Source organism: Bacillus sp. FDAARGOS_527 (assembly GCF_003812125.1).
GTDB lineage: Bacteria > Bacillota > Bacilli > Bacillales > Bacillaceae_G > Bacillus_A > Bacillus_A paranthracis.
This window is the reverse complement of record NZ_CP033795.1, coordinates 3,772,049-3,795,290: the sequence shown is the minus strand read 5'-3', so window position 1 is coordinate 3,795,290 and position 23,242 is coordinate 3,772,049. Positions and strand designations below refer to the sequence as shown.

The window sequence follows — 23,242 nt, the reverse complement described above, 5'->3', positions numbered from 1 at the left end:
AGGGTGGCGATGCAGGAGATGGTTACAGATTTTTTTGGACGCCCACTTCAAGATTTGCGCATATCTGTCATTGATCGTTGCAATTTTAGATGTACATATTGTATGCCAGCGGAAGTGTTTGGGCCAGATTATGCTTTTTTAAAAGATGAGTTTTTACTGACGTTTGATGAAATTGAGCGTTTAGCAAAACTATTTGTTAGCATCGGTGTACGAAAAATTAGACTTACTGGTGGCGAGCCACTACTTCGTAAAGATTTAACAAAACTTATTGCACGTCTCGTGAAAATTGACGGGCTATTAGATATAGGGTTAACGACCAATGCAATTCATTTAACAAAGCAAGCAAAAGTATTAAAAGAAGCTGGATTACATAGAGTAAATGTTAGTTTGGATGCAATAGATGATGATGTATTTAAGGCTATTAATGGCCGAAATATTAATACGAAACCTGTTATAAAGGGAATTATGGCTGCAAAAGAGGCTGGGCTTGATGTAAAGGTAAACATGGTTGTGAAAAAAGGAATGAATGATCATCAAGTACTTCCGATGGCTGCGTATTTTAAAGAGCAAGGAATCCCGCTTAGGTTCATTGAGTTTATGGATGTTGGTAGTACAAATGGATGGAATTTTGATCAAGTTGTTACGAAGCGAGAGTTAATTGAGATGATTCATCGCGTGTATCCGCTTGAGCCAGCTGAAGCGCATTATTTTGGTGAAGTTGCGAAGCGATATCGTTACGTTGGAACAAATGTTGAAGTCGGTTTTATTACTTCTGTTTCTGAGTCCTTTTGTTCCTCTTGTACGAGAGCGAGAATTTCAGCAGATGGAAAGTTTTATACTTGCTTATTTGCGACAGAGGGACTCGACCTAAGGGAACTTCTTAGAGGAAATCTTTCGGATGAGGAGTTAGTAAGCGTTATACAAGATGTATGGATGAATAGAAAAGATAGGTATTCGGATGAACGGACAGAAGAAAGTGCGAAAAATCGTCCGAAAATTGAAATGTCTTATATAGGGGGATAAGAAGGGAGGCTATCGTATGCAGGAGCGATATTCAAGGCAAATATTATTTTCTGGTGTTGGAGAAGAAGGACAGAGAAAAATTAGAGAGAAGCATGTGCTTATTATTGGTGCTGGAGCACTTGGTGCAGCAAATGCAGAAGCGATTGTTAGAGCAGGTGTTGGAAAAGTAACAATTGCGGATCGTGATTATGTAGAGTGGAGTAATTTACAAAGGCAACAATTATATACAGAAGAAGATGCAAAGCAGTATAAACCGAAGGCGGTAGCAGCGGCAGAGCATTTAAAAGCGATTAATTCTGAGGTGGAAATAAATCCGGTTGTAACTGATGTAACAGTACAAGAAATGGAAGAGTTAGTGAAGGGTGTAGATTTAATATTAGATGCGACAGATAATTTTGAAACGCGTCTTCTTATTAATGATATTTCACAAAAGTATAATATTCCATGGATATATGGTGGTTGTGTCGGAAGCTACGGAGTAACGTATACAATTGTACCAGGAAAAACACCGTGTTTCCGCTGTTTAATGGAACATCCAGCAAGCGGAGCAACATGTGATACGGCTGGTATTATACAGCCGGCAGTACAATTAGTAGTTGCGCATCAAATAACGGAAGCGCTGAAAATATTAGTAGAAGACTATGGGGCACTTCGCGAAACGATGTTATCGTTTGATCTTTGGAATAATCAACAGATGGCATTTAAAGTGAATAGACAGAAAAAAGAAACGTGTTTATCTTGCGGAAGATTACGTACATATCCGAGTTTAACATTTGAAGCACAAACGAAAACAGAAGTGTTATGTGGACGAAATACAGTACAAATCCGTCCAGGTGTGCGGAATGAATTTAATTTAGAAGAAATTAAAAAGCGCTTACAAAGAAGTGTGGATGTAAAGGCTACTCCGTATTTAGTATCGTTTCTGGTAGAGGAATTTCGTTTTGTTTTATTTACAGATGGCAGAGCTTTTATTCATGGGACGAATGATATAAATGTAGCAAAACGTTTATATACAAGATATATAGGTTGAACCTAAAGGGAAGTCCTTTAGGTTCAACAAGGAGAAGGTTAAGACTTTCTCGCATAATCTCCACTTTTTCCACCTGTTTTTTCAAGTAAGTACGTTTCGCCGATAATCATACCTTTATCAACAGCTTTACACATATCGTACACGGTAAGAGCGGTAGCGGAAGCAGCTGTTAAGGCTTCCATCTCAACACCGGTGCTACCTTCTGTTTTAACTTTTACTTCAATCAGTAATCGATATTGTTCATCGGATTGTTTCCAATCGAAAGAAACGTCAACACCTTTTAATAATAAAGGATGACACATTGGGATAATATCAGAAGTGCGTTTTGCAGCCATAATACCAGCGATTTGTGCAACTGCTAATACGTCACCTTTCCCGATTTCATTATGAGAGATTTTATCGTAAATTTCTTTCGTAACGACAATGCTAGAGCACGCAATTGCTGTTCGAACGGTTGCTTTTTTATCGCTTATATCAACCATTTTCGCGCGTCCTTGGTCATTAAAGTGTGTGAATGAAGACATGGAATTCCTCCTTGAAGTAATTTCTATTTAATATATAAAGTTTAATCGAGATAAAAAAAATTGCAAATATGGGGTGAGAAACGATGGTAGAAAAACGAATTCCGATTCAAGTTGCTGATGCAGTAGAGAGAGTAATGGAATATGCGAAATTTGGTGAAGTAGAAGAAGTTTCTATTACGGAAAGTTACGGGAGAATTCTTGGGGAGGATGTTGTCTCTGATCATGACGTTCCTCATTTTGATCGTTCTCCTTATGATGGTTTCGCAATTCGAGCGGAAGATACGAAAGAAGCAAATCAAGAGAATGCAATTGAGTTTGAAGTAATAGGAGAAATCGGAGCGGGGTCTGTTTTTCTAGATACAGTAGGATCTTTTCAGGCGGTTCGTATTATGACAGGAGCAGCTATTCCAGCGGATTGTAATGCAGTCGTCATGCTAGAACTGACGGAAGGTTTTGAGAAGGACGGAAAAACATATATGAAGTTAAAGCGTCCTTTTCATAGTGGCGACAATGTGTCATTTAAAGGGGAAGATATAAAACAAAATCAAGTTCTCGTTCAGAAAGGTGTTGCAATTAATCCAGGTGTTGCGGCCTTATTAGCGACGTTTGGATATAGTACTGTGAAAGTTGTAAAACAGCCTGTTGTCGGTATTGTGACGACAGGAAGTGAATTGTTAGAAGTACATGAGTCGTTACAACCGGGGAAAATTAGAAATAGTAACTCTTATATGATTGCTGCTCAAATTATGAAAGCTGGAGGTAAAGTCCGTTATTATGGTCAACTTGCTGACGAGTTAGATGCATGTTTTACAGCCGTTCAATCGGCGATAGATGAGGTGGATATTTTAATTACGACAGGCGGTGTGTCGGTAGGAGATTATGACTACTTGCCGGCTATTTATGAAAGATTACAAGCGAATGTACTCTTCAATAAAATAGCGATGAGACCAGGAAGTGTAACGACTGTAGCTGAAGTTGATGGAAAGTTACTTTTCGGTTTATCAGGGAATCCGTCAGCTTGTTACGTAGGATTTGAGCTATTTGTGCATCCAGTTATAAAAACATATTTGAATGCGAAAGAACCTCACGTATATAGAGCAGATGCTATTTTACAAAAAGATTTTCCAAAGCCGAATCCGTTTACTCGTTTTGTAAGAGCAAAGGTGACAATTGTGGACGGGGCATTACAAGCGATGCCGGTCGGTTTAGATAAATCGAGTGCGGTATCTTCACTTGCAGATGCGAATGCTTTTATTGTGTTGCCTGGAGGAACGAGAGGCTTTGAGGCAGGGATGAAAGTGTCTGTATTATTGTTAGAGCACGCTGAGGGATGTGATTGGCCATGGGCAAAGCCCCTTCAATCTTACAAATAGTAGGGTATCAAAATAGCGGGAAAACAACACTTGTAGAGAAAATTGTACATGCATTAGCTGAACGGAAAATAAAAGTTGCTACGATTAAACATCACGGGCATGGAGGGTTTCCAGAAGTAGCGCAAAAAGATAGTGAAAGGCACCGAAAGGCCGGTGCTGTCGTAAGTAGTGTAGAAGGCGCTGGATTACTTTCATTGTCGTCATTAAGAGAAGAATGGTCCTTGCAAGAAATTATCCGTTTATACGAGTTTTTTGAAGTGGATATAATTTTAATTGAGGGCTATAAAAAAGAGAGCTATCCAAAAGTGGTGTTACTTCGTTCTGAGGAAGACGTTGAACTTTTACATAAAGTAGAAAATATAGTAGCAGTTATTACGTGGTATGATGCTCCTACAAACTTACGAGAAAAATATAAAGTATTTCATATAGCAGAAGACGAATTGTACATAGACTGGTTTTTATAAACGGTAAGGAGTGCGAAATGACAAATACGTATTATGAAGTAATTGATACAGAAATTTCAATTGAAGAAGTAGCGAATAAGGTTATTCGCCGCGAATGTGGTGCTGTTACAACATTTATTGGAACGGTTAGAGAGTTTACGAAAGGGCGTCGTACATTATACTTAGAATATGTCGCTTATAAAACGATGGCAGAAAAGATGCTAGAGAAAATCGGATCAGAAGTGAAAGAGAAATGGCCAGGTACACACGTTGCGATTACACATCGCATCGGTACACTGCAAATTTCTGATATTGCGGTTGTTGTGGCCGTTTCAACGCCGCATCGTAAAGCGGCTTATGAAGCAAATGAATATATTATGGAACGCATAAAACAAATTGTTCCGATTTGGAAAAAAGAGTTTTGGGAAGATGGAGACTCTTGGATTGGCGATCAATTAGAAAAAACGCCATATCCGGCGGGAGAGCCTGGGAAGGAGCTATAAGTATGATTCGAGTATTGTTATTTGCGAACTTGCAAGAAGAAGCAGGAAGAAGTGAATTACAAATAGAGAAAGAAAATATTACGGTTGCAGAGTTAAAAGATATTGTTGCAACTGAATATAATGTGCCAGTATTGGCACCAATTATGGTTGCAATTAATGAAGAATATGCAAATGAAGATGATACGATTCAATCTGGTGATGTTGTTGCACTAATCCCACCAGTGAGTGGTGGTTAATATTGGATTCATTAAAACGACTTTCCTATATAGGGAAAGTCGTTTTTTTATGGCAGTTTTGAGAACACTAATCTATAGAACAAGGAGGGAATTATGAAAAAAATATGTGTAGTTATGACAATGCTATGTGCGGCCTTTTTCTCTTCTCCAAGTGATTCTTTCGCGAAAGAATCAAGAGAACAGCTTTTAGAGAGTGCATTATCGAATAGGTACTATTCAGTTATTAGACAAGTGACAGAAGATCAATATGAATGTGCTGCAGTTATAAATATAAAGCGTCTCGGCAAGAATGGCGAGTTTGTTCCTAGATATGAAGTGACGCTACAATTTCTTACATTTCAAGGAGCACATAATCCGCCGAATGATAAAGTTACGCTTACTTTGGAAGATTATTTAGATCACGTAAGGATAAAGAAAGTGGAGCGAGAAAAGAATGTTTCTGGTGCTATTGCAGAAAAGATTTGTGAAAGGGAAAAAGAAAAAATAAAAGCTCACTCTACTGATTCAGAGTGATAACCTATGACATTTAGTAAAGAAAGGTAATGAGCGATGGATATATTTTTAGCGATTTTACCAGCTATATTTTGGGGAAGTATTGTGCTATTTAACGTGAAACTGGGCGGGGGACCGTATAGTCAAACGCTCGGAACAACGCTTGGCGCGCTTATTTTCTCGATTGTTGTTTATATTTTTATGAAACCAGTATTGACTCCTACTGTTATCGGAGTTGGTATTGTGTCAGGTTTATTTTGGGCGCTTGGTCAGGCGAATCAATTAAAAAGTATTGATTTAATGGGCGTTTCAAGGACGATGCCCATTTCAACAGGACTTCAATTAGTTGCGACAACTTTATTTGGAGTCATCGTATTTCATGAGTGGTCCACAACAATATCAGTCGTCCTTGGTGTATTAGCTCTCGTTTGTATTATTATTGGTGTTATTTTAACATCTCTTCAAAGTGAAGAAGAAAAGAATGCAGAGCAAGCGGGAAATTTTAAAAGGGGCATTATCATTTTATTGATTTCAACAGTCGGTTATTTAGTTTATGTAGTAGTGATTAGACTATTTAAAGTAGATGGTTGGTCAGCTTTGTTGCCACAAGCAGTTGGTATGGTGTTAGGAGGGATTTTGCTTACGTTTAAACATCATCCATTTAATAAATATGCAATACGAAATATTATTCCAGGATTAATTTGGGCAGCTGGAAATATGTTTTTATTCATTTCGCAACCGCGTGTTGGAGTGGCAACAAGTTTCTCGTTATCGCAAATGGGAATTATTATTTCGACACTTGGCGGGATTCTTATATTAGGTGAAAGAAAAACGAAACGCCAATTAACGGGTATCGTTGTTGGTATCGTTTTTATTATTGCAGCCGGAATTATGCTAGGTATAGCAAAAAGTTAAAGGAGGTATGGAAATGTATAGTGATTTAGAAGGAAAGGTTGTCGTTATTACAGGATCAGCAAGTGGTCTTGGAAGAGCAATGGGAGTAAGGTTTGCTGCGGAGAAAGCAAAGGTAGTGATTAATTATCGCTCACGGGAGTCAGAAGCGAATGATGTGTTAGAAGAAATTAAAAAGGTAGGCGGAGAAGCGATTGCTGTAAAAGGTGATGTGACGGTCGAATCAGATGTGGCGAATCTCATTCAATCTGCTGTGAAAGAGTTTGGTACGCTTGACGTTATGATTAATAATGCAGGGATAGAAAATGCGGTACCATCGCATGAAATGCCGCTTGAAGATTGGAATAGGGTAATTAACACAAATTTAACAGGTGCTTTTTTAGGAAGCCGTGAAGCGATTAAATATTTTGTAGAACATGATATTAAAGGATCTGTCATTAACATGTCGAGTGTTCATGAGAAAATTCCGTGGCCGCTATTCGTGCATTATGCAGCTAGTAAGGGCGGTATGAAACTAATGACAGAAACGTTAGCGATGGAATATGCACCAAAAGGTATTCGAGTAAATAATATAGGGCCAGGTGCAATTAATACGCCGATCAATGCAGAGAAGTTTGCTGATCCTAAAAAACGTGCTGACGTAGAAAGTATGATACCGATGGGCTACATTGGAAAACCGGAAGAAATTGCAGCAGTCGCAACGTGGCTCGCTTCCTCAGAGGCGAGTTATGTAACTGGAATTACGCTATTTGCAGATGGTGGAATGACGTTATACCCATCATTTCAAGCTGGGCGAGGGTAATAGAAAAGGACGAAGAGATAAAACTCTTCGTCCTTTTTTACAAAAAAAAATAGCGGCCAGCTATTTTAAATTTAGTGATTAATTGTATCTTGAAGATATTCTGTTGCTTGATGTTCAGAAACATTTTGTACGAGTGCAACTTCACTAATCATCATTTTTCGGGCATTATCTAGCATTTGTTTTTCGCTCGCATTTAAAGCTCTCTCTTTATTGCGGCGAAGTAAATCTCGAACAACTTCTGCACTATCTTGCAGATTGCCGTTTTTCATTTTTTCCATATTCATTGTATATCTTTGTTTCCAGGAAAGTGATGTATCTGATTCCCCGTTTTGAAATTCAAGAAGTATATCATCTAACGTACCTTTATCTACGATATAACGAATACCTGATTTTTGTAATTGATCCATCGGAAGCATTACTTGCATATCTTTACTAATGATACGTATTACACAATATTGACGTGTTGTTCCTAATATTTCTTTTTCTTCAATGGCTTCGATGACTCCTGCGCCGTTCATTGGATAAACGATTTTATCACCAATTTGAAACAAATCATCCACCTCCATATGTGGTAACCATCTTTAATGATAGCATAAGTGAATATGAATGTCAAATTTTATATAATACCATAATAATTATATTTGAGTCAATAAGTAAAAGCTCTTTTTATATATATTTTTTTTGCTTTTGTTTATGGATGATTTTTTTAGAAAAATAGTACAGGTGGAGAAAGGAGGCATATCCACTTATTTTTAAGCATAAAATGTAAAATCGCTAATACAATATACCTAAATCCGTTCTTTGCAAAGGAGGGAGAGAAGGTGGGGCGCACAATAAAAATTGATATTACAAATAAAGTGGTAGCTAAATTTAGACCAGATTATTTGGAATTGTATACGAGTAAATTTATGATAGGTAAGTTTTATGTCTATACTGAAGGTAAACAATATGTGTTAGAAGACGGATATATATATGAAGACGGAAAGTTTTATCGCATCATAGATACGCACCGTGGCAATAATCAAGCGGCGGAGGGCTGCGATCTAGGATGGTGTTAACATGATTCGTGTAAAAGTGTTTGATGAAAGTCACGAAAAAGACTTAGAAGACGCTGTAAATGTTTTTTTGAAAAAGATTGATGATAGTAACTTTGTAGACATTAAGTACCAAGTCGGTGTTTCTATTAACGATGACGAAAACCAAATTTATTGTTTTTCAGCAATGATCGTTTATAAAGCATAAAAAAGAGCTGGATGAGCCAGCTCTTTTTTATGCTTTATGTTGGGACAACATGTGTCGGTAATACGTTCATAATAGATTGGGTTGCGCCTAATTTCTTTGTCGTTAAAAGAGGCTCCCCTGTCTCATGATTTTGGGCATCTTTACACATACCAAGGTGATAACGATCACCTAAAAATGGATCAATATAAAAACCGTTTTTGAATACTTTATCATTCGGATGTTTTTCATGGTGAATATCAGAGCAGTTAATGCAATAGAACATAGCGTTCAACCCCTTTTTATTTTTGTTTGAAAAAAGTGAGTCGGTAGTCATTTCGCTCCTAAGGAAATGTTGAGGAGAAGAGAAATAACTACCTACTCAAATGGTGGGCATATTCCTTCTGATTTTTCATATCTCGCGTAGTGTCCCTGAGGGAAGGAGGAGAGACGAAATACGCATGATATACGTAAGGCGCTTCTTCCAAGATGAATGATGGAGTTTCATGTTGAGAGAAGTTTTTATTTTTTGTTGCCTTTGTGAGTATATTATGAGGAAATGCTCGGAGGGTGTTTGTCCTGTTGAAAAAATGTTGAGAATTTCTCAACAGTAAAAAAGAGTTAGCGTTGACATGAAACTAAAAGGTGTTATATTATCGACGTATAACCAAAAGGTGTTATATTTGATTGCCGAATAAAGGAGAATGGAAATGGAACGACAACATACATTAACTGACATTAAACAAACGATCGTTTTTAACGCGTCTATTCAAAAGGTGTGGAATGTAGTATCAACTGCAGAAGGGATTGCCTCATGGTTTATGCCAAATGATTTCGTATTAGAGGTAGGACATGAATTTCATATACAATCACCATTTGGACCATCACCATGTAAAGTATTAGAAATCGATGAGCCAAATCATCTATCTTTTTCATGGGATACAGATGGCTGGGTTGTTTCATTTCATCTGAAAGACCTAGGAGATAATAAAACAGAATTTACGTTAATTCACGGCGGCTGGAAACACCCTGATGAAATTCTTCCGAAGGCGAATGCGAAGAGCTCTATTATTCGCGACAGAATGAGCGGAGGCTGGGTAGCGATTGTAAATGAAAAACTGAAAAAGGTTGTCGAAGGCTAAGTGTCCTCATCAGCAGCGAAATATGATGTGTTTCAAGCAATTGCTGATCCAACCCGCCGAGAAGTAATACGGTTATTAAGTGATAAAGAGTTACCGATTTCCAAAATAACGGATCATTTTCCGATGAGTCGTACTGCGGTTGTAAAGCACCTTCATATTCTTTCAGAAGCGAATTTAGTAAGTGGAAGAAAAAGCGGAAGAGAGAAAATATATCGCTTGCATCCAGAACCATTAGAGGAATTACAACAGTGGCTCTCGTATTATGAACGTTTTTGGGATAATAAATTGTCCATGTTGAAACATATTGTGGAGAATGAAGAGTAAAAGAGGATGCCCGAAATAGTCATCCTCTTTCTTATTGCTCACTTGTTTGTGTAGCGGGCTTTAATAAAAGCCAAGCGATAATTAATGTACATACTGCCAATACAAAAGTACTCATATAAATGACGTGTACACTTGATGCTAATGCGGATTGCGATTCGGTTACTACGTTTGTTGTAGTACCTCCATGTCCGCCAGATACAAGATCAAGGTTTTTAATACCACGTGCGTGAATCATCGTATTGAAGATTGTACCGAATATTGCCGCACCTAACGTTTGGCTAAATGTATTAATAAATGTGTTTAAACCAACGGTTGTTCCGCGTGTATGAGCTGGTACGGCTGCTTGAATTGTTACCATGTAAATCGGTGTCACAAGCCCCATTCCTAAGCCGAATAATCCGACTGCCACATAAATAAGGAACGATGGTGAATGTGTTGATAATGTAAATAATAAGAACGTAGCGACTGATAAAATGCTAGCCCCAAGTAAAATGATTTGTTTCGTTTTTAATTTTCCTACTAAGTTACCAGAGAAAATAGCTCCAAATGTCCACATAACAGGGATTGGCATTAAAATAAGTCCAGCTTCTGTCGCATTTTTTCCTAGTACACCTTGGCTCCAAATTGGGAGGTACATCGTAATACTAATAATCATTGCGCCAGCAATAAGTGTTAATATATTTATCGTAGATAATGTACGGTTAGAGAAAAGTGTTAGCGGAATTAATGGTTCCGGAGATTTTTTCTCGATGAATAAGAAAATAATGAATGAAACGACGGCGAAGATTAATAGGCCAATAATTGTTATGTCTCCCCAGTTTTGCTTACTGCTACCTGTTAATAACGCGTATAGTAGAGCAATCGTACTTAATGAGAAGACTGTTGCACCAAGATAGTCGATATGGTGTTTAGCAGGCTTAATAGATTCTTTGTAGTAAATGGCAATCATTAAGCAGGCGATAATTCCAAAAGGAACGTTTAAGAAGAAAATATAACGCCAAGAAAGAGAATCAACTAAAAATCCACCTACTAACGGTCCGATAACACCTGAGACACCCCAAACGGCACTCATCCAGCCTTGTGCTTTCGCGCGGTCTTTCGCTTCGCTATATAAGTCTCCAATAATCGTCATTGTGATCGGCATAACAGCACCAGCACCGATACCTTGAAGAGCGCGGAAGAAGATTAATTGTTCCATTGATGTAACGACACCGCAAAGTGCAGAACCGACTAAAAAGATTGTAGCTCCAATAAGTAAAACTTTTTTACGGCCAAATAAATCAGCTAGCTTTCCGTATATTGGAGTTGAAACCGCTGTGGCAAGCATGTAAATTGCGTAAACCCAGCTAACAAGTTCAACGCCGGATAAATCACTCGTTATACGAGGGATTGCTGTACTAACAATCGTTCCTTCTACCGCAGAAAGAAACGTCATTAGCATTAAAGACATCATGACTTTTTTTCTCATATGTTTTCCCCTTACCCTTTTTCAAATATTCAACAATATAAAATATAAAGGTACTAAGGTAAATAAAGCAACAAAAAAGCAATGGAAAGTTAAGGGGAGGGGATATTTGTCGTTTTTTGTCGGTAAGTCGATATATTTGAAAAATCGCCGATATAAGTAGCAGAATCGCTGATATATTTGAAAAATCGCCGATATAAGTAGTAGAATCGCTGATATATTTACAGAATCGCCGATATAATTTCATGTACCTATAAAAAAAGAAACAGGAATCCCTGTTTCTCAGTTTAATATTGCATTTTCGCGTTTTCTCCAGCTGTCGTTCCGGCAATTCTACCAGTAACGAGAGCAGATGTAATATTATAGCCACCAGTATAACCGTGAATATCAAGAACTTCTCCGCAAAAATATAAGCCGTTCGTGAATTTAGACGACATTTCTTTCGGATTAATTTCTTTAACGGATACACCGCCGCCAGTAACGAATGCTTTTTCAATTGACTGCGTACCATTTACATTTACAGTAAATTCTTTAAAGTCTTTCACAAGTGCACGAATCTTCTCGTGAGAAACTTGTCCAGCTTGCTCGCTGCCATCAATTTCATTTTTTTCTAATAAGAATAGGAAGTAACGTTCAGGAACATAACCTTTTAACACGTTTTTAATTCCTTTTTTCGGATCTTCTTTCATTTGTTTCAGCATGCGCTGGAATAGTTGTTCACTATTTTCTTCTGGCAATGTATCGATGCTCATTTGCACTGTATTCGTTTTGAACTTTTTCAGTGCTTTTACAACGAATTGACTACAGCGAAGAGCAGCAGGACCAGATAAACCGAAGTGAGTGAAGAGCATGTCCATTTTGTGAGAAATGATAGCCTTTCCTTTCGGGTTTAATACGCTTAAGTTTACGTCTCGTAAAGCAAGTCCTTGCAGTGAACGGTCTCGAATAAATGGTTCGTTTGACAGGATTGGTACTTCTGTTGGGAATAATTCTGTAATTGTATGACCAGCTTTTTCTGCCCAAGCATATCCGTCTCCAGTAGAACCGGTTTGCGGAACTGATTTTCCGCCGACAGCGATAACGACGTGATTTGTTTCTAGCACTTCGCCAGTCTTTAGTACGACTGCTTTCGTTTGACCATTTTCATATTCAATCGTTTCAACAGGTGTATTCGTGCGGATCTTTACACCTAAATCTTTTAATCGTGTTAAAAGTGCGTCTACTACCGATTGGGCTTTATTTGAAACAGGGAACATGCGGCCATGATCCTCTTCTTTCAGTTTTACACCGAGATTTTCGAAGAATGTAATAATATCTTCATTATTAAAAATAGAAAAAGCGCTGTATAAGAAGCGGCCATTTCCTGGTATATGTTTAACGATCTCATCAAGTGGTAGACGGTTCGTTACGTTACAGCGGCCGCCACCAGAAATCGCAAGTTTACGCCCTAGTTTATTTCCTTTATCAAGAAGTAAGACGCTTGCGCCTTCTTCTGCAGCACCGATTGCAGCCATTAGCCCAGAAGGCCCGCCGCCGATGACAATAACATCATAATGCATAATATATCGACCTCATTTTCTACATTTCCTGCCTAAAAGAATAGCATGTTTTCCCTTAAAAGAAAAATAGAGTGAAGTACTGCTTAAGGAGAGAATTGTGGTACAATACAAAAGTTAGAGTTCAGCACTATCCTGCTATTTGTGGGCCATAGGACTAAAACCTTAAGAGTTAGGGGAAGTCTAATAGTTCTCGAATGCTCGAATAGTTCAATTTATTATAGTTTCACTTTACCCCGCATTAACGGGCAGTAAGACTCCCACCTTAAAGTTTGCTTAGGTCAAAGAAGTAGGTGGGAGATTAACTGCCCCTAAATGCCCGATTGGTCAACTAATAATCAGTGGGGAAGAACACCCCACTGATTAAAGTTTCACTTTATGTAGATGTAGGAGGATTTTTGTATGTCCGATTCGAAATTTCTGCGCGGAACGCTCATCGTTACGTTAGGGACATTTTTAGTGAAGTTCTTAGGCATGATTTACGTCTTTCCGTTTCATGCATTAGTAGGGACAGAAGGCGGAACGCTCTATACATATGGATACATTCCATATACGATCTTTTTAAGTATTGCAACGGCAGGGGTGCCGCTTGCGGTTTCAAAATTCGTTTCCAAATATAATGCGCTTGGCGATTATAAAACGAGCCGGAGAATGTTCCGCTCGGGAATGGTTATGATGATAGTAACAGGAGTTCTTTCATTCCTAGTACTGTACATGACGGCGCCGTTGTTTGCAGAAGCAATGCTTGGTAAACAAAGTGTACACAGTAATATAGGAGAAGTTACGACGATTATTCGTCTTGTAAGTTTTGCGCTTATTGTTGTGCCGGCAGCGAGTTTAATTCGTGGTTATTTCCAAGGTCACCAATCGATGGGACCAACTACTGTTTCGCAAATTATTGAACAAATTATTCGTATCGTCTTTTTATTAGCGGGTAGTTTTATCGTTATTAAAGTACTTGGTGGTACAGTTGCAACAGCAGTTGGGGTAGCGACATTTGCTGCATTCGTTTCAGCAGTTGGAGCGCTCGGTGTACTCATTTGGTACTGGCTAAAACGTAAAAAACATTTGGATCAATATTTAATTGAACAAACTGTACCAGAATCGACAGTGAGTACTGTTCAATTATTTAAAGAATTATTTGCATATGCGATTCCTTATGTTGTAATTGGGTTAACAATTCCTTTATATCAACAAATTGATACATTGACATTTAACTCAATTATGCAAGCAATTGGTCAAGGTGATATTGCAGAGCGAGCGCTCGGTATTTTCACAATGTGGACGCATAAATTAATTATGATTCCTGTATCACTTGCGACAGCGTTTAGTTTAACGCTCGTACCAGCGATTACAAAATCATTTACTGAAAAGCAATACCGTTATTTAAAGTTACAGATTACACAAACATTCCAGGCAAATATGTTCTTAACATTGCCAGCGGTTGTCGGTATTTCATCACTTGCCTATCCGATTTATACTGCATTTTACGATGCAGATCCATTAGGTGGACAAGTATTAATGTGGTATGCACCGGTTGCGTTGTTATTTGCTTTATTTACAGTAACAGCGGCAATTCTGCAAGGTATTAACCAACAAAAGCATGCGATTATCGCACTTATAATGGGTGTTATTTTGAAATTTGTATGTAACGTAATCTTTATTCGTTATTTCGGTACAGTAGGGGCGATTCTAGCAACAGCTGTTGGTTTCCTAGCTTCTGTTTGGTACACAAATCAACAAATTAAAAAATACGCACACTATTCATTCGGTGTTGTATATAAGAGAACGTTCCAAATTGCAGTATTAACATTTGTAATGGTTGTGGTCGTAAAACTATCACAATGGATTCTATCCTTCATGATTTCGCCGGATGGCCGAGTTGGCGCTCTTATTACAGTTGCGATTTGTGCAGGTCTTGGCGGTCTCGTTTACGGATTGTTAGCAATTCGCACAGGAGTACTTGAAAGAGTATTTGGCGGAGAAGCGTTAGAGAAGATCCAACGTAAACTTGGCAATAGATTCAAAATAAAGTTGAAATCAAAAGGGGCGTAATTACGTCCCCTTTTCTATGATAAATAAAGAAGGTGAAAAACGTGAGATTAGATAAATTATTAGCAAACATGGGATATGGAAGTAGAAAAGAAGTAAAGAAATTATTGAAAGACGGCGTTGTGAAAATTGATGGCATATCAGTGAAAGATGCAAAGGTTCATGTAAATGTAGAAGAACAAGAAGTTATGATTCACGGTGAAGTCGTGGAATATAAAGAGTTTGTTTACTTAATGATGCATAAACCACAAGGCGTTATTTCAGCGACAGAAGATGATAATCATGAAACGGTAATAGATTTATTAGAGTTAGAAGATGCGATTTTTAATCCGTTCCCAGTGGGAAGACTTGATATTGATACAGAAGGTTTCTTATTAATAACAAATGATGGGAAGTTATCACATCAATTGTTATCTCCGAAAAAACATGTGCCGAAAAAATATTATGCACACGTTGCAGGAGTAGTAACAGAAGAGGATGTAAAAGAGTTTGCTAAAGGTGTTATTTTAGATGATGGCTATGAAACAAAGCCAGGTGCACTTACAATATTAAAAAGCGATGATATTTCTGAAATCGAGCTTGTCATTACAGAAGGAAAGTTCCATCAAGTGAAGCGTATGTTTGAAGCGGTAGGGAAAAAAGTAGTCTACTTAAAGAGAACAGAGATGGGACCGTTAGTGTTAGATGAAGAGCTAGAACTTGGACAATACCGAGAGCTAACAGATGAAGAAGTAGAGATGTTAAAAACATATCAAGTAGATACTGAGAAATAGTGCTATTTTTAGGCGCAGAAAAGACCCCTTTCTAATGAGTTAGAAAGGGGTATGTATTTATTTACATACAATTATTTTTCGTTATGAGGTCATTCTCACTTTCTTTCCTGTTGTTGTCCACTTACCGCGGCAAGGGCTATACACGAGTTCATTAAACTGCAACACATTTAGATCACGTTGTATCGTTCGTGGTGTGATCCCGAACTCATCTACAAGGTCTTTCGTCGTTACCGTTCCGTTTTCATTGATGTACATATAAATTGATTTAATGCGTGTTAGCATACGAGTAGTTGTAGGTTTCAAGAGAAAACCACTCCTCTACTAGTTTTTTTGACCCCATTCAGGAAAGAAGGTCGTTACTACCATTGTACTCTACATGATAAAATTCATGCTTTAATCTACTTAAATTTTACAGAAATTTAACAAATATTTATATAGAAAAATATTGGTAGTTGACATTGTATATATGGTCAGTCAACTAACACATAAAATTCTACGTAAAACGCCAAATTCCTGCAAATTTTTTTGAAAAAATAAAAGAAAAACTAATAAGAAATATCTGAAATATTACAATTGTTCGGTATTTGGTTTTCGTGTATGGCATAAGAGATTTTGGTTTGTTATGATGAAAGAAACAATATAGTGAAGGATGGATGCGTGATGTCAGCAATTAATTGGACAGAAGAAGTTGCAAAACGAAAAGATAATTTAATTCGTGATACACAACAATTTTTACAAATTAAAAGTGTATGGGAAGAAGAATCGGCGAAAGAGGGCGCACCATTCGGTGAAGGTGTAGAAAAAGCTTTATCTTTCATGTTACATAAAGGAGAAACGGAAGGCTTTACTTCTAAAAATTTAGAAGGGTATGCAGGTCATCTTGAAATGGGACAAGGAGAAGAATTAGTAGGTATTCTTTGTCACGTTGATGTTGTACCAGAAGGAGATGGCTGGACGACTCCTGCATATAGTGCAGATATTCGTGATGGGAAGATTTTTGCACGTGGTGCAATTGACGATAAAGGCCCAACGATGGCAGCTTACTATGCGATGAAAATTGTGAAAGAATTAGGTTTACCTCTTTCAAAACGTGTTCGTATGATTTTAGGAACAGATGAGGAAAGCAATTGGAAATGTGTAGATCACTACTTTAAAAACGAAGAAATGCCAACAATCGGTTTTGCGCCAGACGCGGACTTTCCAATTATTAATGCAGAAAAAGGAATTTCTGATATACAAGTTGTGCAAAATGGTAGTGAAGAGAAGAAAGGTACATATGAACTTGTTTCATTTGAGTCAGGTCGCCGTTTAAATATGGTTCCTGATTTTGCAGAAGCGGTTGTTACAGGAGAGGATGTAAGTGCACTTACAGTAGCATATGAAGAGTATTTACAAACTGCTAAAAAAATAGGTGAAGCAATTGTAGAAGGTAATACAGTAACGTTGCAAATTAAAGGGGTTTCAGCTCACGGATCTACTCCTGAAAAAGGAGAAAATGCAGGTTTATTACTGGCAAACTTCTTAACGAAAGTTGCTCTTGATGGAAAAGGGGAATCGTTTGTATCGTTTGCAACAGAAACATTTACAGGAGATACTTTAGGAGAGAAAGCTGGTATTTCTTATAAAGACGATATTAGTGGTCCATTAACAGTGAATGTTGGTCGTCTTTCTTATACGAAAGAAAATGGTGGCAATTTAGGATTAAACGTACGTTACCCAGTTACGACTAACTTTGAAGAAATGATTGCAAAGTTAAAAGAATATGTGGGTAATCATGGATTTGAAGTAGCTGATTATTCAAACTCTCGTCCGCATCACGTTGATAAAGACCACGTATTAATTCGTACGTTGCAGCGCGTATATGAAGAACAAACAGGTGAAAAAGCAGAACTATTAGCAATTGGCGGTGGTACTTACGCTCGTTCGTTAAAAGCTGGTGTTGCATTTGGCCCATTGTTCCCTGGAAAAGAAGAACTTGCGCATCAAAAAGATGAGTATATTGAAATTGAAGACTTATTAAAGGCAACAGCAATTTACGCGCAAGCAATTTATGAATTAGCGAAGTAATGGATATATAAATAATAAAAGACCGTCCCGATACATATTTTGGGACGGTTTTCTATTACGTGTCGTTTGTTGGTAAGCAGATGTTCCTTGTCGAAATGTCGATATCATTTCATCTATTAACGCGACCTGAACTTGGTTAGACTTGTAGGGAAGTTGGATTCTTTTTAATGGAATGAGATAAGAAAGAAAAGCAACAATAGAAAGAAGGAGAAGATGTACATGGAACTGCATTATTTTGTCGCGATTACGTTACCAAATCATATAAAAGAAGTGCTGTCTAACTATAAAGAGGAAATGCAAGAGGAATTACCATTTCGTTCATGGGTACATAAAGAAGACTATCATGTTACCCTTTCGTTTTTAGGTAGTGCGACAGAGGAACAATTAGAAGGAATAAAGAATGGATTACAAACACTTATACAAATGAAAGAACTATCGTTCACATTACAAGGATTTTCAACGTTTGGTATGGAAGACAGGCCGCGTATTTTTTGGGCAAAGGTAAGCGAAAATCAAGATTTGTTTCAATTGCAAAAGCGAGTACACGTTATGTGTGAAGAGAATGGATTTTCTTTAGAAACGCGCCCATATCATCCGCATATTACTGTTGCACGTAAATGGGTAGGAGAAGAAAAGTTTGATTTAGAACATATAAAGGAAGTGCCTGAAATATCATTTCAAGCGGATACGATTACTTTATACGAATCTCACGTAAAGGAGACACCGAAATATAAAGCAATTGCTGAAATAAAATTACAAAAATAGAATGTATGAAAACGTTTTTTATACAGGTGAATATACTATAAAGAACAATGTGTTACTGTATAGGGCTTCGCTGATAAGAAAAGCCTTATCATTTGCAGCTCGTTTCATTTTAACTTTAAGAATGATGGTGATTTTTTTATGTTGAAAGTAAAACGTCCATTTGATGCCTATTTAGATGAAATGAATAAAATTACAATTTTGCTCCCACATGCGTATGGAACAAGTCGGACATTTCGTTTGCAAGAAGGAAGTAACGTGAAAGATTTACCGATTGCTCATACAATTGCGCTTCCGGATGCAACGAAGTATGAGTGCTTTATAGAAGAGCCGCTAGATGTGGGGAAGTATTATACAGTACGAGATGAACGGAATGAAGAAACAGATTTACAAATAGGTGCTGTCATAAGAACAGCGATTTTCGATGAAAAGTATTATTACGAAGGTACAGATTTAGGGGCGGTACACCAAAAGGAAGCAACTACATTTAAAGTATGGGCTCCAACTGCGAGGCTTGCGAAAGTAAGAATTTATAAAAGTGATAAAGAATATACAGATTACGAAATGTACAGAGAAGAAAATGGAGTTTGGGCTCATACATTGCACGGCGATTTAGCCGGTGAAAAGTATACATTTCTTGTTTGTATAAATTTAATATGGAACGAAGCTGTGGATCCTTATGCAAAATCAGTGACTGTAAATGGGAAGTACGGCGTTGTTATTGATTTGGAAAAGACGAATGTAACAAAGCGAGGGCAATTACCACCTTTACAAGCAATGACAGATGCCATATTGTATGAACTGCATATTCGTGATGCTACTATTCATCCGAATAGTGGAGTGAGTAAAAAAGGAACATATAAAGGGCTAATGGAAGAAGGAACAACAGGACAAAATGGGACGTTAACAGGTTTGTCTCATATAAAAGATTTAGGTGTTACACATGTTGAACTATTACCTTTATATTGTTTCGGTGGTGTAGATGAGGCAAACCCTTCCTCTGCGTATAATTGGGGTTACAATCCATTATATTACAACGCACCAACGGGATTTTATGCTACAAATCCTTCTGACCCGTATAACAGGATCGTAGAGTGTAAACAGCTGATTGAAACATTTCATGAGCACGGCATTAGGGTGATTATAGATGTTGTATATAATCATGTGTATGAAAGAGAGCTATCGTCATTTGAAAAGCTTGTTCCAGGATATTATTTTCGTCATGGTGAAAATGGTATGCCTTCTAATGGGACGGGAGTCGGAAATGATATAGCATCTGAACGGAAAATGATGAGGAAATTCATTGTAGAGTCTATTTTATATTGGCTTACAGAGTACAATGTTGATGGATTTCGGTTCGACTTAATGGGAATTTTAGATGTTGATACAATAAATATAATAGAAAAAGAAGTGCGAAACATAAAGCGAGATGCACTGCTATTAGGAGAAGGCTGGGATTTACAAACACCACTTCTTCTAGAGGAAAAAGCAACGTTAAATAACGCAAAGAAAATGCCGCATATTGCGCAATTTAATGATCAATTTCGTGATGGGATAAAAGGGAGTACCTTTCATATAAATAAACGTGGTTTTGCATTTGGTGGGTATGTAGACTGTAATCATTTGCAGTATATTGCATCAGGAAGCCTTTTGAGTATGAAAGAAACAGGTTTGTTTCTAGAGCCTGTGCAAAGCATTAACTATGTAGAATGTCATGACAATATGACGATGTGGGATAAACTAATGCGCAGTAATGAAGAGTCGGAAGAGATTTTGAAAAAACGTCACGTGCTAGCAACTGCAATGGTGATTCTGTCGCAAGGCATCCCTTTCTTACATGCTGGGCAAGAGTTTTATCGTACGAAGCAAGGAAATGAAAATAGTTATAATGCAAATGATGAAATTAATCAATTAGATTGGGATCGAAAAGAGAAAGAAATAGAGACCGTTAACTATATAAAAGGTTTAATTGCGATTCGTAAAGAGCACGGAGCATTCCGGTTACAAAATGCAGACCTTATAAAAAAGCATATGACTTTTTTGCAAACATCCCCAGAAGTACTTGCATATCATTTAGAAAATGTAGAGTCGTTTGGACCGTGGAAAGAAATTGTCGTTTTATTTAATAGCAGTTTAGAAGCGAAAACGGTGCAACTGCCGAAAGAAGAAACGTGGCATGTGTTAGTAAACGAAAAGCAAGCGAAAATAGAGCCAATTTCTTCATTTAGAGGAAAGGAACTTAGGCTCGCTCCGATTAGCACGTATATATTGACGATAATGTGACAAATCGCTACTTGACGATGAGAATGTAATAAATGTAGAATTGACAAAGGTGACGATTTTGATAAGTTGTCATTCTATGGCTGGTTTTGTAAAATAAAATAGAGAATTTTTGGCTTATGCCAAGTTTTCTTTTCATTTACAGTAAAATATATATGAATCCACAACATGTGTAGAAATGTTGCGGTTTTTCTTTTCATAACTATAAAAGATAAGGATTTGTTAACGGGTAATGAATATGGAATGGTTGGAACAATTATTAGGAAAAGAGTGGAGTCTTGTACCGGCTGGTGGAGTAACGGGCGATGCATATATTGCGCAAAACGGACAACAGAAGTTATTTTTAAAGCGGAATACATCGCCCTTTTTAGCGGTATTGTCAGCAGAAGGAATTGTTCCAAAATTACTTTGGACAAGAAGGGTAACGAACGGTGATGTAATTTCTGCTCAAAAATGGCTTCCGGGACAGAAGTTAGAGCCAGAGGATATGAAACTAGAACGTGTTGCGAAACTTTTGAAGAAAATACACTCCTCTAAAGCACTTGTGCAGATGATTCAGAGACTTGGGAAGCAGCCGCTTCACGCACAAGAGTTATTACAACAACTGCAACTTGTTTTAAGAGGAGATATAAGGGATGAGGAAACAATTCAGCAAGGTCTTCAATATTTAATGGATTCATTAAAAGATATTGAATACAATGAATTCGTTGTATGCCATTGTGATGTAAACCATAACAATTGGCTATTGTCGGATGAAGATGAGTTGTTTTTAATTGATTGGGATGGAGCTGTAATTGCTGACCCAGCTCTAGACCTCGGTATGTTATTATATTGGTACATTCCGCGCCAAGAATGGAGTGAGTGGCTCGGTTACTATGATATTGAAATGGATGAATCGCTGCTTAAACGTATGAGATGGTATGTGATAGCACAAACGATTTTGTCTATTCAATGGCATACAACAAAAAAACAGCAAGCAGAAGCTGAATATTGGCATCAATATTTACAGCAACTACTTGCTTCAGAGTAATACTTAAGAAAAATTGTCCATTCCAGCAATCCATTGAGTAAGTTGTTCTTGATTATTGGAAATGTGGTTGTCCAAATTAGAGGAAGATTTACCCGATTGACTATAAGAATATACATCGTTTAGCATTGCTTTAGCGTCACTACTTATATTATCGTTTGCGAGTAACGATTGAATGAGACGCTCTAATTGCTCGCATTCAGAAACTGTCCCGCAACAATCACTTTGGTGATTGACTAAAATATCTTTCAGCACTTCTAATTGATGTTGTTGATTAATTGGCATGAACGGATCATCCTTTCGATTGTTTTTCTCTTCTTAGAAAAGTAAGAGAAAAAGCTGTTTCGTCATGGAATGTTTAATGCTGTATGTAGTTTTTATCAAAATGGTACATCTTATACTTGAAAGAAACGGACCGAGTGCTCGTACGTACTTGGTTTTTTGTTTGGTAGATTGATTAAAAACAGAAAGAAGGAATTATTCCTTTAAAATAGCTATGTAAAGAGAGGGAAACATCTATGCGTTTAAGACATAAACCATATGCAATGGATCGAATTAATGAGTATTCACATATCGTAATCGGAAACCCAGAGGAGCGCGCTGGTAACTGGAAAGAAGTATTTGGAAATGAGCAGCCCATTCACATCGAAGTAGGTACAGGTCGTGGCCGCTTTATGTATGATATGGCAAAAGCCAATCCACATATTAATTATATTGGAATTGAAAAATTCACAAGTGTTGTTGTAGATGCACTGGATAAATTAATTGAAGAAGAATTACCAAACTTAAAGTTAATTAATAAAGATGCTGAAGATTTAACAGTTTTCTTTGCAAAAGGTGAGATCGATCGCGTGTATTTAAACTTCTCAGATCCATGGCCAAAGAAACGTCATACGAAGCGTCGTTTAACGTACAAAACGTTTTTACGCAATTATGAAGAAGTGTTAGTAGAAGGCGGAGAAATTCATTTCAAAACAGATAACCAAGGTTTATTTGAATATTCTCTTATGAGTATGGCGGAGTATGGTATGTTACTAACTTACTTAAGCTTAGATCTTCATAACAGCGACTTTGAAGGTAACATTATGACTGAGTACGAAGAGAAATTCTCTAGTAAAGGTCATCGCATTTACCGAGTAGAAGCAAAATATCGTACAGAGCCTATGCAGTAATGCATAGGTTTTTTTTGTGTCTAAAATAATCAGAATTTTATGTTAGTATTAAAAGAAAAGGGGGAT

27 protein-coding genes are annotated in these 23,242 nt (G+C 37.4%); 20 read left to right on the top strand and 7 right to left on the bottom strand.

The window, feature by feature from the left end; translation table 11 throughout:
- Positions 1–9 precede the first annotated feature (9 nt).
- Both moaA and EGX95_RS22350 read left to right on the top strand, forming a co-directional pair.
- Positions 10–1,023 (top strand): GTP 3',8-cyclase MoaA, encoded by a 1,014-nt coding sequence (gene moaA / locus EGX95_RS22355; protein WP_001157137.1) that lies wholly within the window; start codon positions 10–12, stop codon positions 1,021–1,023.
- Positions 1,024–1,039: 16 nt separating this feature from the next.
- A complete protein-coding gene (locus EGX95_RS22350) occupies positions 1,040–2,053 on the top strand; it encodes a molybdopterin-synthase adenylyltransferase MoeB (protein WP_001158102.1) in 1,014 nt (337 codons plus the stop codon).
- A gap of 38 nt (positions 2,054–2,091) precedes the next feature.
- Here EGX95_RS22350 and moaC read toward each other — a convergent pair whose 3' ends face one another.
- Positions 2,092–2,577 carry a cyclic pyranopterin monophosphate synthase MoaC gene (gene moaC, locus EGX95_RS22345; RefSeq protein ID WP_000094140.1) on the bottom strand — a complete coding sequence of 162 codons (486 nt, stop codon included), beginning with the start codon at positions 2,575–2,577 and terminating at the stop codon, positions 2,092–2,094.
- A gap of 83 nt (positions 2,578–2,660) precedes the next feature.
- Between moaC and moeA the strand changes: the two genes are divergently transcribed.
- The 7 genes from moeA (at position 2,661) to EGX95_RS22310 (ending at position 7,338) form a co-directional block, all read left to right on the top strand.
- Positions 2,661–3,950, top strand: coding sequence for a molybdopterin molybdotransferase MoeA (gene moeA / locus EGX95_RS22340; RefSeq protein ID WP_000229663.1), 1,290 nt, complete (start codon positions 2,661–2,663; stop codon positions 3,948–3,950).
- Positions 3,920–4,414, top strand: coding sequence for a molybdopterin-guanine dinucleotide biosynthesis protein B (gene mobB, locus EGX95_RS22335; RefSeq protein WP_000513620.1), 495 nt, complete (start codon positions 3,920–3,922; stop codon positions 4,412–4,414). The genes moeA and mobB overlap by 31 nt, the downstream gene beginning before the upstream one ends.
- Positions 4,415–4,431: 17 nt before the next feature.
- Positions 4,432–4,896 carry a molybdopterin synthase catalytic subunit MoaE gene (gene moaE, locus EGX95_RS22330; RefSeq protein ID WP_000185941.1) on the top strand — a complete coding sequence of 155 codons (465 nt, stop codon included), beginning with the start codon at positions 4,432–4,434 and terminating at the stop codon, positions 4,894–4,896.
- A 2-nt stretch (positions 4,897–4,898) separates the two neighbouring features.
- Positions 4,899–5,132 carry a molybdopterin converting factor subunit 1 gene (gene moaD / locus EGX95_RS22325; RefSeq protein ID WP_000621786.1) on the top strand — a complete coding sequence of 78 codons (234 nt, stop codon included), beginning with the start codon at positions 4,899–4,901 and terminating at the stop codon, positions 5,130–5,132.
- Positions 5,133–5,225: 93 nt separating this feature from the next.
- Positions 5,226–5,645, top strand: coding sequence for a DUF3888 domain-containing protein (locus tag EGX95_RS22320; RefSeq protein WP_000717681.1), 420 nt, complete (start codon positions 5,226–5,228; stop codon positions 5,643–5,645).
- 36 nt (positions 5,646–5,681) lie between these two features.
- Complete coding sequence (glcU, locus tag EGX95_RS22315) at positions 5,682–6,539, top strand: glucose uptake protein GlcU (RefSeq protein WP_000350870.1); 858 nt, start codon at positions 5,682–5,684, stop codon at positions 6,537–6,539.
- Between the two features lie 13 nt (positions 6,540–6,552).
- The gene (locus tag EGX95_RS22310) at positions 6,553–7,338 is read left to right on the top strand and encodes a glucose 1-dehydrogenase (protein WP_000286685.1); all 786 of its coding nucleotides are present in this window, start codon (positions 6,553–6,555) and stop codon (positions 7,336–7,338) included.
- Positions 7,339–7,409: 71 nt separating this feature from the next.
- Here EGX95_RS22310 and EGX95_RS22305 read toward each other — a convergent pair whose 3' ends face one another.
- A complete protein-coding gene (locus EGX95_RS22305; RefSeq protein WP_001993652.1) occupies positions 7,410–7,904 on the bottom strand; it encodes a CarD family transcriptional regulator in 495 nt (164 codons plus the stop codon).
- Between the two features lie 255 nt (positions 7,905–8,159).
- On the opposite strand from EGX95_RS22305, the gene EGX95_RS22300 reads away from it, so the two are divergent.
- Both EGX95_RS22300 and EGX95_RS22295 read left to right on the top strand, forming a co-directional pair.
- Positions 8,160–8,396: a DUF2553 family protein gene (locus EGX95_RS22300; protein ID WP_000533800.1), complete on the top strand. Its 237-nt coding sequence runs from the start codon at positions 8,160–8,162 to the stop codon at positions 8,394–8,396.
- Between the two features lies 1 nt (position 8,397).
- On the top strand, positions 8,398–8,580 hold the full coding sequence (locus EGX95_RS22295; RefSeq protein WP_000621751.1) for a sporulation protein Cse60: 183 nt from the start codon (positions 8,398–8,400) through the stop codon (positions 8,578–8,580).
- A 34-nt stretch (positions 8,581–8,614) separates the two neighbouring features.
- Here the strand turns inward: EGX95_RS22295 and EGX95_RS22290 are convergent, their stop codons facing one another.
- Positions 8,615–8,842, bottom strand: a complete 228-nt coding sequence (locus EGX95_RS22290) for a DUF3973 domain-containing protein (RefSeq protein ID WP_000498984.1) — start codon at positions 8,840–8,842, stop codon at positions 8,615–8,617.
- A 424-nt stretch (positions 8,843–9,266) separates the two neighbouring features.
- Between EGX95_RS22290 and EGX95_RS22280 the strand changes: the two genes are divergently transcribed.
- Positions 9,267–9,698, top strand: a complete 432-nt coding sequence (locus EGX95_RS22280; RefSeq protein ID WP_000441069.1) for an SRPBCC family protein — start codon at positions 9,267–9,269, stop codon at positions 9,696–9,698.
- On the top strand, positions 9,699–10,022 hold the full coding sequence (locus EGX95_RS22275; RefSeq protein ID WP_000098837.1) for an ArsR/SmtB family transcription factor: 324 nt from the start codon (positions 9,699–9,701) through the stop codon (positions 10,020–10,022). It begins immediately after the preceding gene.
- Between the two features lie 31 nt (positions 10,023–10,053).
- Here EGX95_RS22275 and EGX95_RS22270 read toward each other — a convergent pair whose 3' ends face one another.
- The gene (locus EGX95_RS22270; RefSeq protein ID WP_063246708.1) at positions 10,054–11,490 is read right to left on the bottom strand and encodes an MDR family MFS transporter; all 1,437 of its coding nucleotides are present in this window, start codon (positions 11,488–11,490) and stop codon (positions 10,054–10,056) included.
- 284 nt (positions 11,491–11,774) lie between these two features.
- Complete coding sequence (locus EGX95_RS22265) at positions 11,775–13,046, bottom strand: BaiN/RdsA family NAD(P)/FAD-dependent oxidoreductase (protein ID WP_000558880.1); 1,272 nt, start codon at positions 13,044–13,046, stop codon at positions 11,775–11,777.
- 399 nt (positions 13,047–13,445) lie between these two features.
- Between EGX95_RS22265 and EGX95_RS22260 the strand changes: the two genes are divergently transcribed.
- Both EGX95_RS22260 and EGX95_RS22255 read left to right on the top strand, forming a co-directional pair.
- Entirely contained in the window at positions 13,446–15,098 is a 1,653-nt protein-coding gene (locus tag EGX95_RS22260; RefSeq protein ID WP_001284042.1) for a putative polysaccharide biosynthesis protein, read from the top strand.
- A gap of 41 nt (positions 15,099–15,139) precedes the next feature.
- Entirely contained in the window at positions 15,140–15,868 is a 729-nt protein-coding gene (locus EGX95_RS22255) for a pseudouridine synthase (protein ID WP_001234935.1), read from the top strand.
- An 81-nt stretch (positions 15,869–15,949) separates the two neighbouring features.
- Here the strand turns inward: EGX95_RS22255 and EGX95_RS22250 are convergent, their stop codons facing one another.
- A complete protein-coding gene (locus EGX95_RS22250; protein ID WP_000805512.1) occupies positions 15,950–16,171 on the bottom strand; it encodes a DeoR family transcriptional regulator in 222 nt (73 codons plus the stop codon).
- 357 nt (positions 16,172–16,528) lie between these two features.
- Between EGX95_RS22250 and pepV the strand changes: the two genes are divergently transcribed.
- From pepV to EGX95_RS22230, 4 genes are all read left to right on the top strand, one after another.
- The gene (pepV, locus tag EGX95_RS22245) at positions 16,529–17,935 is read left to right on the top strand and encodes a dipeptidase PepV (protein ID WP_001274281.1); all 1,407 of its coding nucleotides are present in this window, start codon (positions 16,529–16,531) and stop codon (positions 17,933–17,935) included.
- Positions 17,936–18,154: 219 nt separating this feature from the next.
- On the top strand, positions 18,155–18,700 hold the full coding sequence (thpR, locus tag EGX95_RS22240; protein WP_000419004.1) for an RNA 2',3'-cyclic phosphodiesterase: 546 nt from the start codon (positions 18,155–18,157) through the stop codon (positions 18,698–18,700).
- Between the two features lie 138 nt (positions 18,701–18,838).
- The gene (gene pulA / locus EGX95_RS22235; protein WP_000921722.1) at positions 18,839–20,980 is read left to right on the top strand and encodes a type I pullulanase; all 2,142 of its coding nucleotides are present in this window, start codon (positions 18,839–18,841) and stop codon (positions 20,978–20,980) included.
- A 229-nt stretch (positions 20,981–21,209) separates the two neighbouring features.
- Entirely contained in the window at positions 21,210–22,007 is a 798-nt protein-coding gene (locus EGX95_RS22230; protein WP_001055736.1) for a phosphotransferase family protein, read from the top strand.
- Between the two features lie 3 nt (positions 22,008–22,010).
- On the opposite strand, the gene EGX95_RS22225 is transcribed toward EGX95_RS22230, so the two are convergent.
- Positions 22,011–22,289 (bottom strand): YtzH-like family protein, encoded by a 279-nt coding sequence (locus EGX95_RS22225; RefSeq protein WP_001122234.1) that lies wholly within the window; start codon positions 22,287–22,289, stop codon positions 22,011–22,013.
- A gap of 233 nt (positions 22,290–22,522) precedes the next feature.
- Between EGX95_RS22225 and trmB the strand changes: the two genes are divergently transcribed.
- Entirely contained in the window at positions 22,523–23,176 is a 654-nt protein-coding gene (gene trmB, locus EGX95_RS22220; RefSeq protein ID WP_001239380.1) for a tRNA (guanosine(46)-N7)-methyltransferase TrmB, read from the top strand.
- Positions 23,177–23,242 lie beyond the last annotated feature (66 nt).

Bases quoted from the DNA above. Each gene is read 5' to 3' on its own strand.
- thpR (WP_000419004.1), top strand. From the start codon at position 18,155: ATGGAACTGCATTATTTTGTCGCGATTACGTTACCAAATCATATAAAA.
- EGX95_RS22230 (WP_001055736.1), top strand. From the start codon at position 21,210: ATGAATATGGAATGGTTGGAACAATTATTAGGAAAAGAGTGGAGTCTT.
- moeA (WP_000229663.1), top strand. From the start codon at position 2,661: ATGGTAGAAAAACGAATTCCGATTCAAGTTGCTGATGCAGTAGAGAGA.
- trmB (WP_001239380.1), top strand. From the start codon at position 22,523: ATGCGTTTAAGACATAAACCATATGCAATGGATCGAATTAATGAGTAT.
- EGX95_RS22225 (WP_001122234.1), bottom strand. From the start codon at position 22,289: ATGCCAATTAATCAACAACATCAATTAGAAGTGCTGAAAGATATTTTA.
- EGX95_RS22280 (WP_000441069.1), top strand. From the start codon at position 9,267: ATGGAACGACAACATACATTAACTGACATTAAACAAACGATCGTTTTT.
- moaA (WP_001157137.1), top strand. From the start codon at position 10: ATGCAGGAGATGGTTACAGATTTTTTTGGACGCCCACTTCAAGATTTG.
- moaD (WP_000621786.1), top strand. From the start codon at position 4,899: ATGATTCGAGTATTGTTATTTGCGAACTTGCAAGAAGAAGCAGGAAGA.
- EGX95_RS22295 (WP_000621751.1), top strand. From the start codon at position 8,398: ATGATTCGTGTAAAAGTGTTTGATGAAAGTCACGAAAAAGACTTAGAA.
- EGX95_RS22305 (WP_001993652.1), bottom strand. From the start codon at position 7,904: ATGGAGGTGGATGATTTGTTTCAAATTGGTGATAAAATCGTTTATCCA.
- EGX95_RS22310 (WP_000286685.1), top strand. From the start codon at position 6,553: ATGTATAGTGATTTAGAAGGAAAGGTTGTCGTTATTACAGGATCAGCA.
- pulA (WP_000921722.1), top strand. From the start codon at position 18,839: ATGTTGAAAGTAAAACGTCCATTTGATGCCTATTTAGATGAAATGAAT.
- glcU (WP_000350870.1), top strand. From the start codon at position 5,682: ATGGATATATTTTTAGCGATTTTACCAGCTATATTTTGGGGAAGTATT.
- EGX95_RS22265 (WP_000558880.1), bottom strand. From the start codon at position 13,046: ATGCATTATGATGTTATTGTCATCGGCGGCGGGCCTTCTGGGCTAATG.
- mobB (WP_000513620.1), top strand. From the start codon at position 3,920: ATGGGCAAAGCCCCTTCAATCTTACAAATAGTAGGGTATCAAAATAGC.
- EGX95_RS22320 (WP_000717681.1), top strand. From the start codon at position 5,226: ATGAAAAAAATATGTGTAGTTATGACAATGCTATGTGCGGCCTTTTTC.
- EGX95_RS22260 (WP_001284042.1), top strand. From the start codon at position 13,446: ATGTCCGATTCGAAATTTCTGCGCGGAACGCTCATCGTTACGTTAGGG.
- moaE (WP_000185941.1), top strand. From the start codon at position 4,432: ATGACAAATACGTATTATGAAGTAATTGATACAGAAATTTCAATTGAA.
- EGX95_RS22290 (WP_000498984.1), bottom strand. From the start codon at position 8,842: ATGTTCTATTGCATTAACTGCTCTGATATTCACCATGAAAAACATCCG.
- EGX95_RS22350 (WP_001158102.1), top strand. From the start codon at position 1,040: ATGCAGGAGCGATATTCAAGGCAAATATTATTTTCTGGTGTTGGAGAA.
- pepV (WP_001274281.1), top strand. From the start codon at position 16,529: ATGTCAGCAATTAATTGGACAGAAGAAGTTGCAAAACGAAAAGATAAT.
- moaC (WP_000094140.1), bottom strand. From the start codon at position 2,577: ATGTCTTCATTCACACACTTTAATGACCAAGGACGCGCGAAAATGGTT.
- EGX95_RS22270 (WP_063246708.1), bottom strand. From the start codon at position 11,490: ATGAGAAAAAAAGTCATGATGTCTTTAATGCTAATGACGTTTCTTTCT.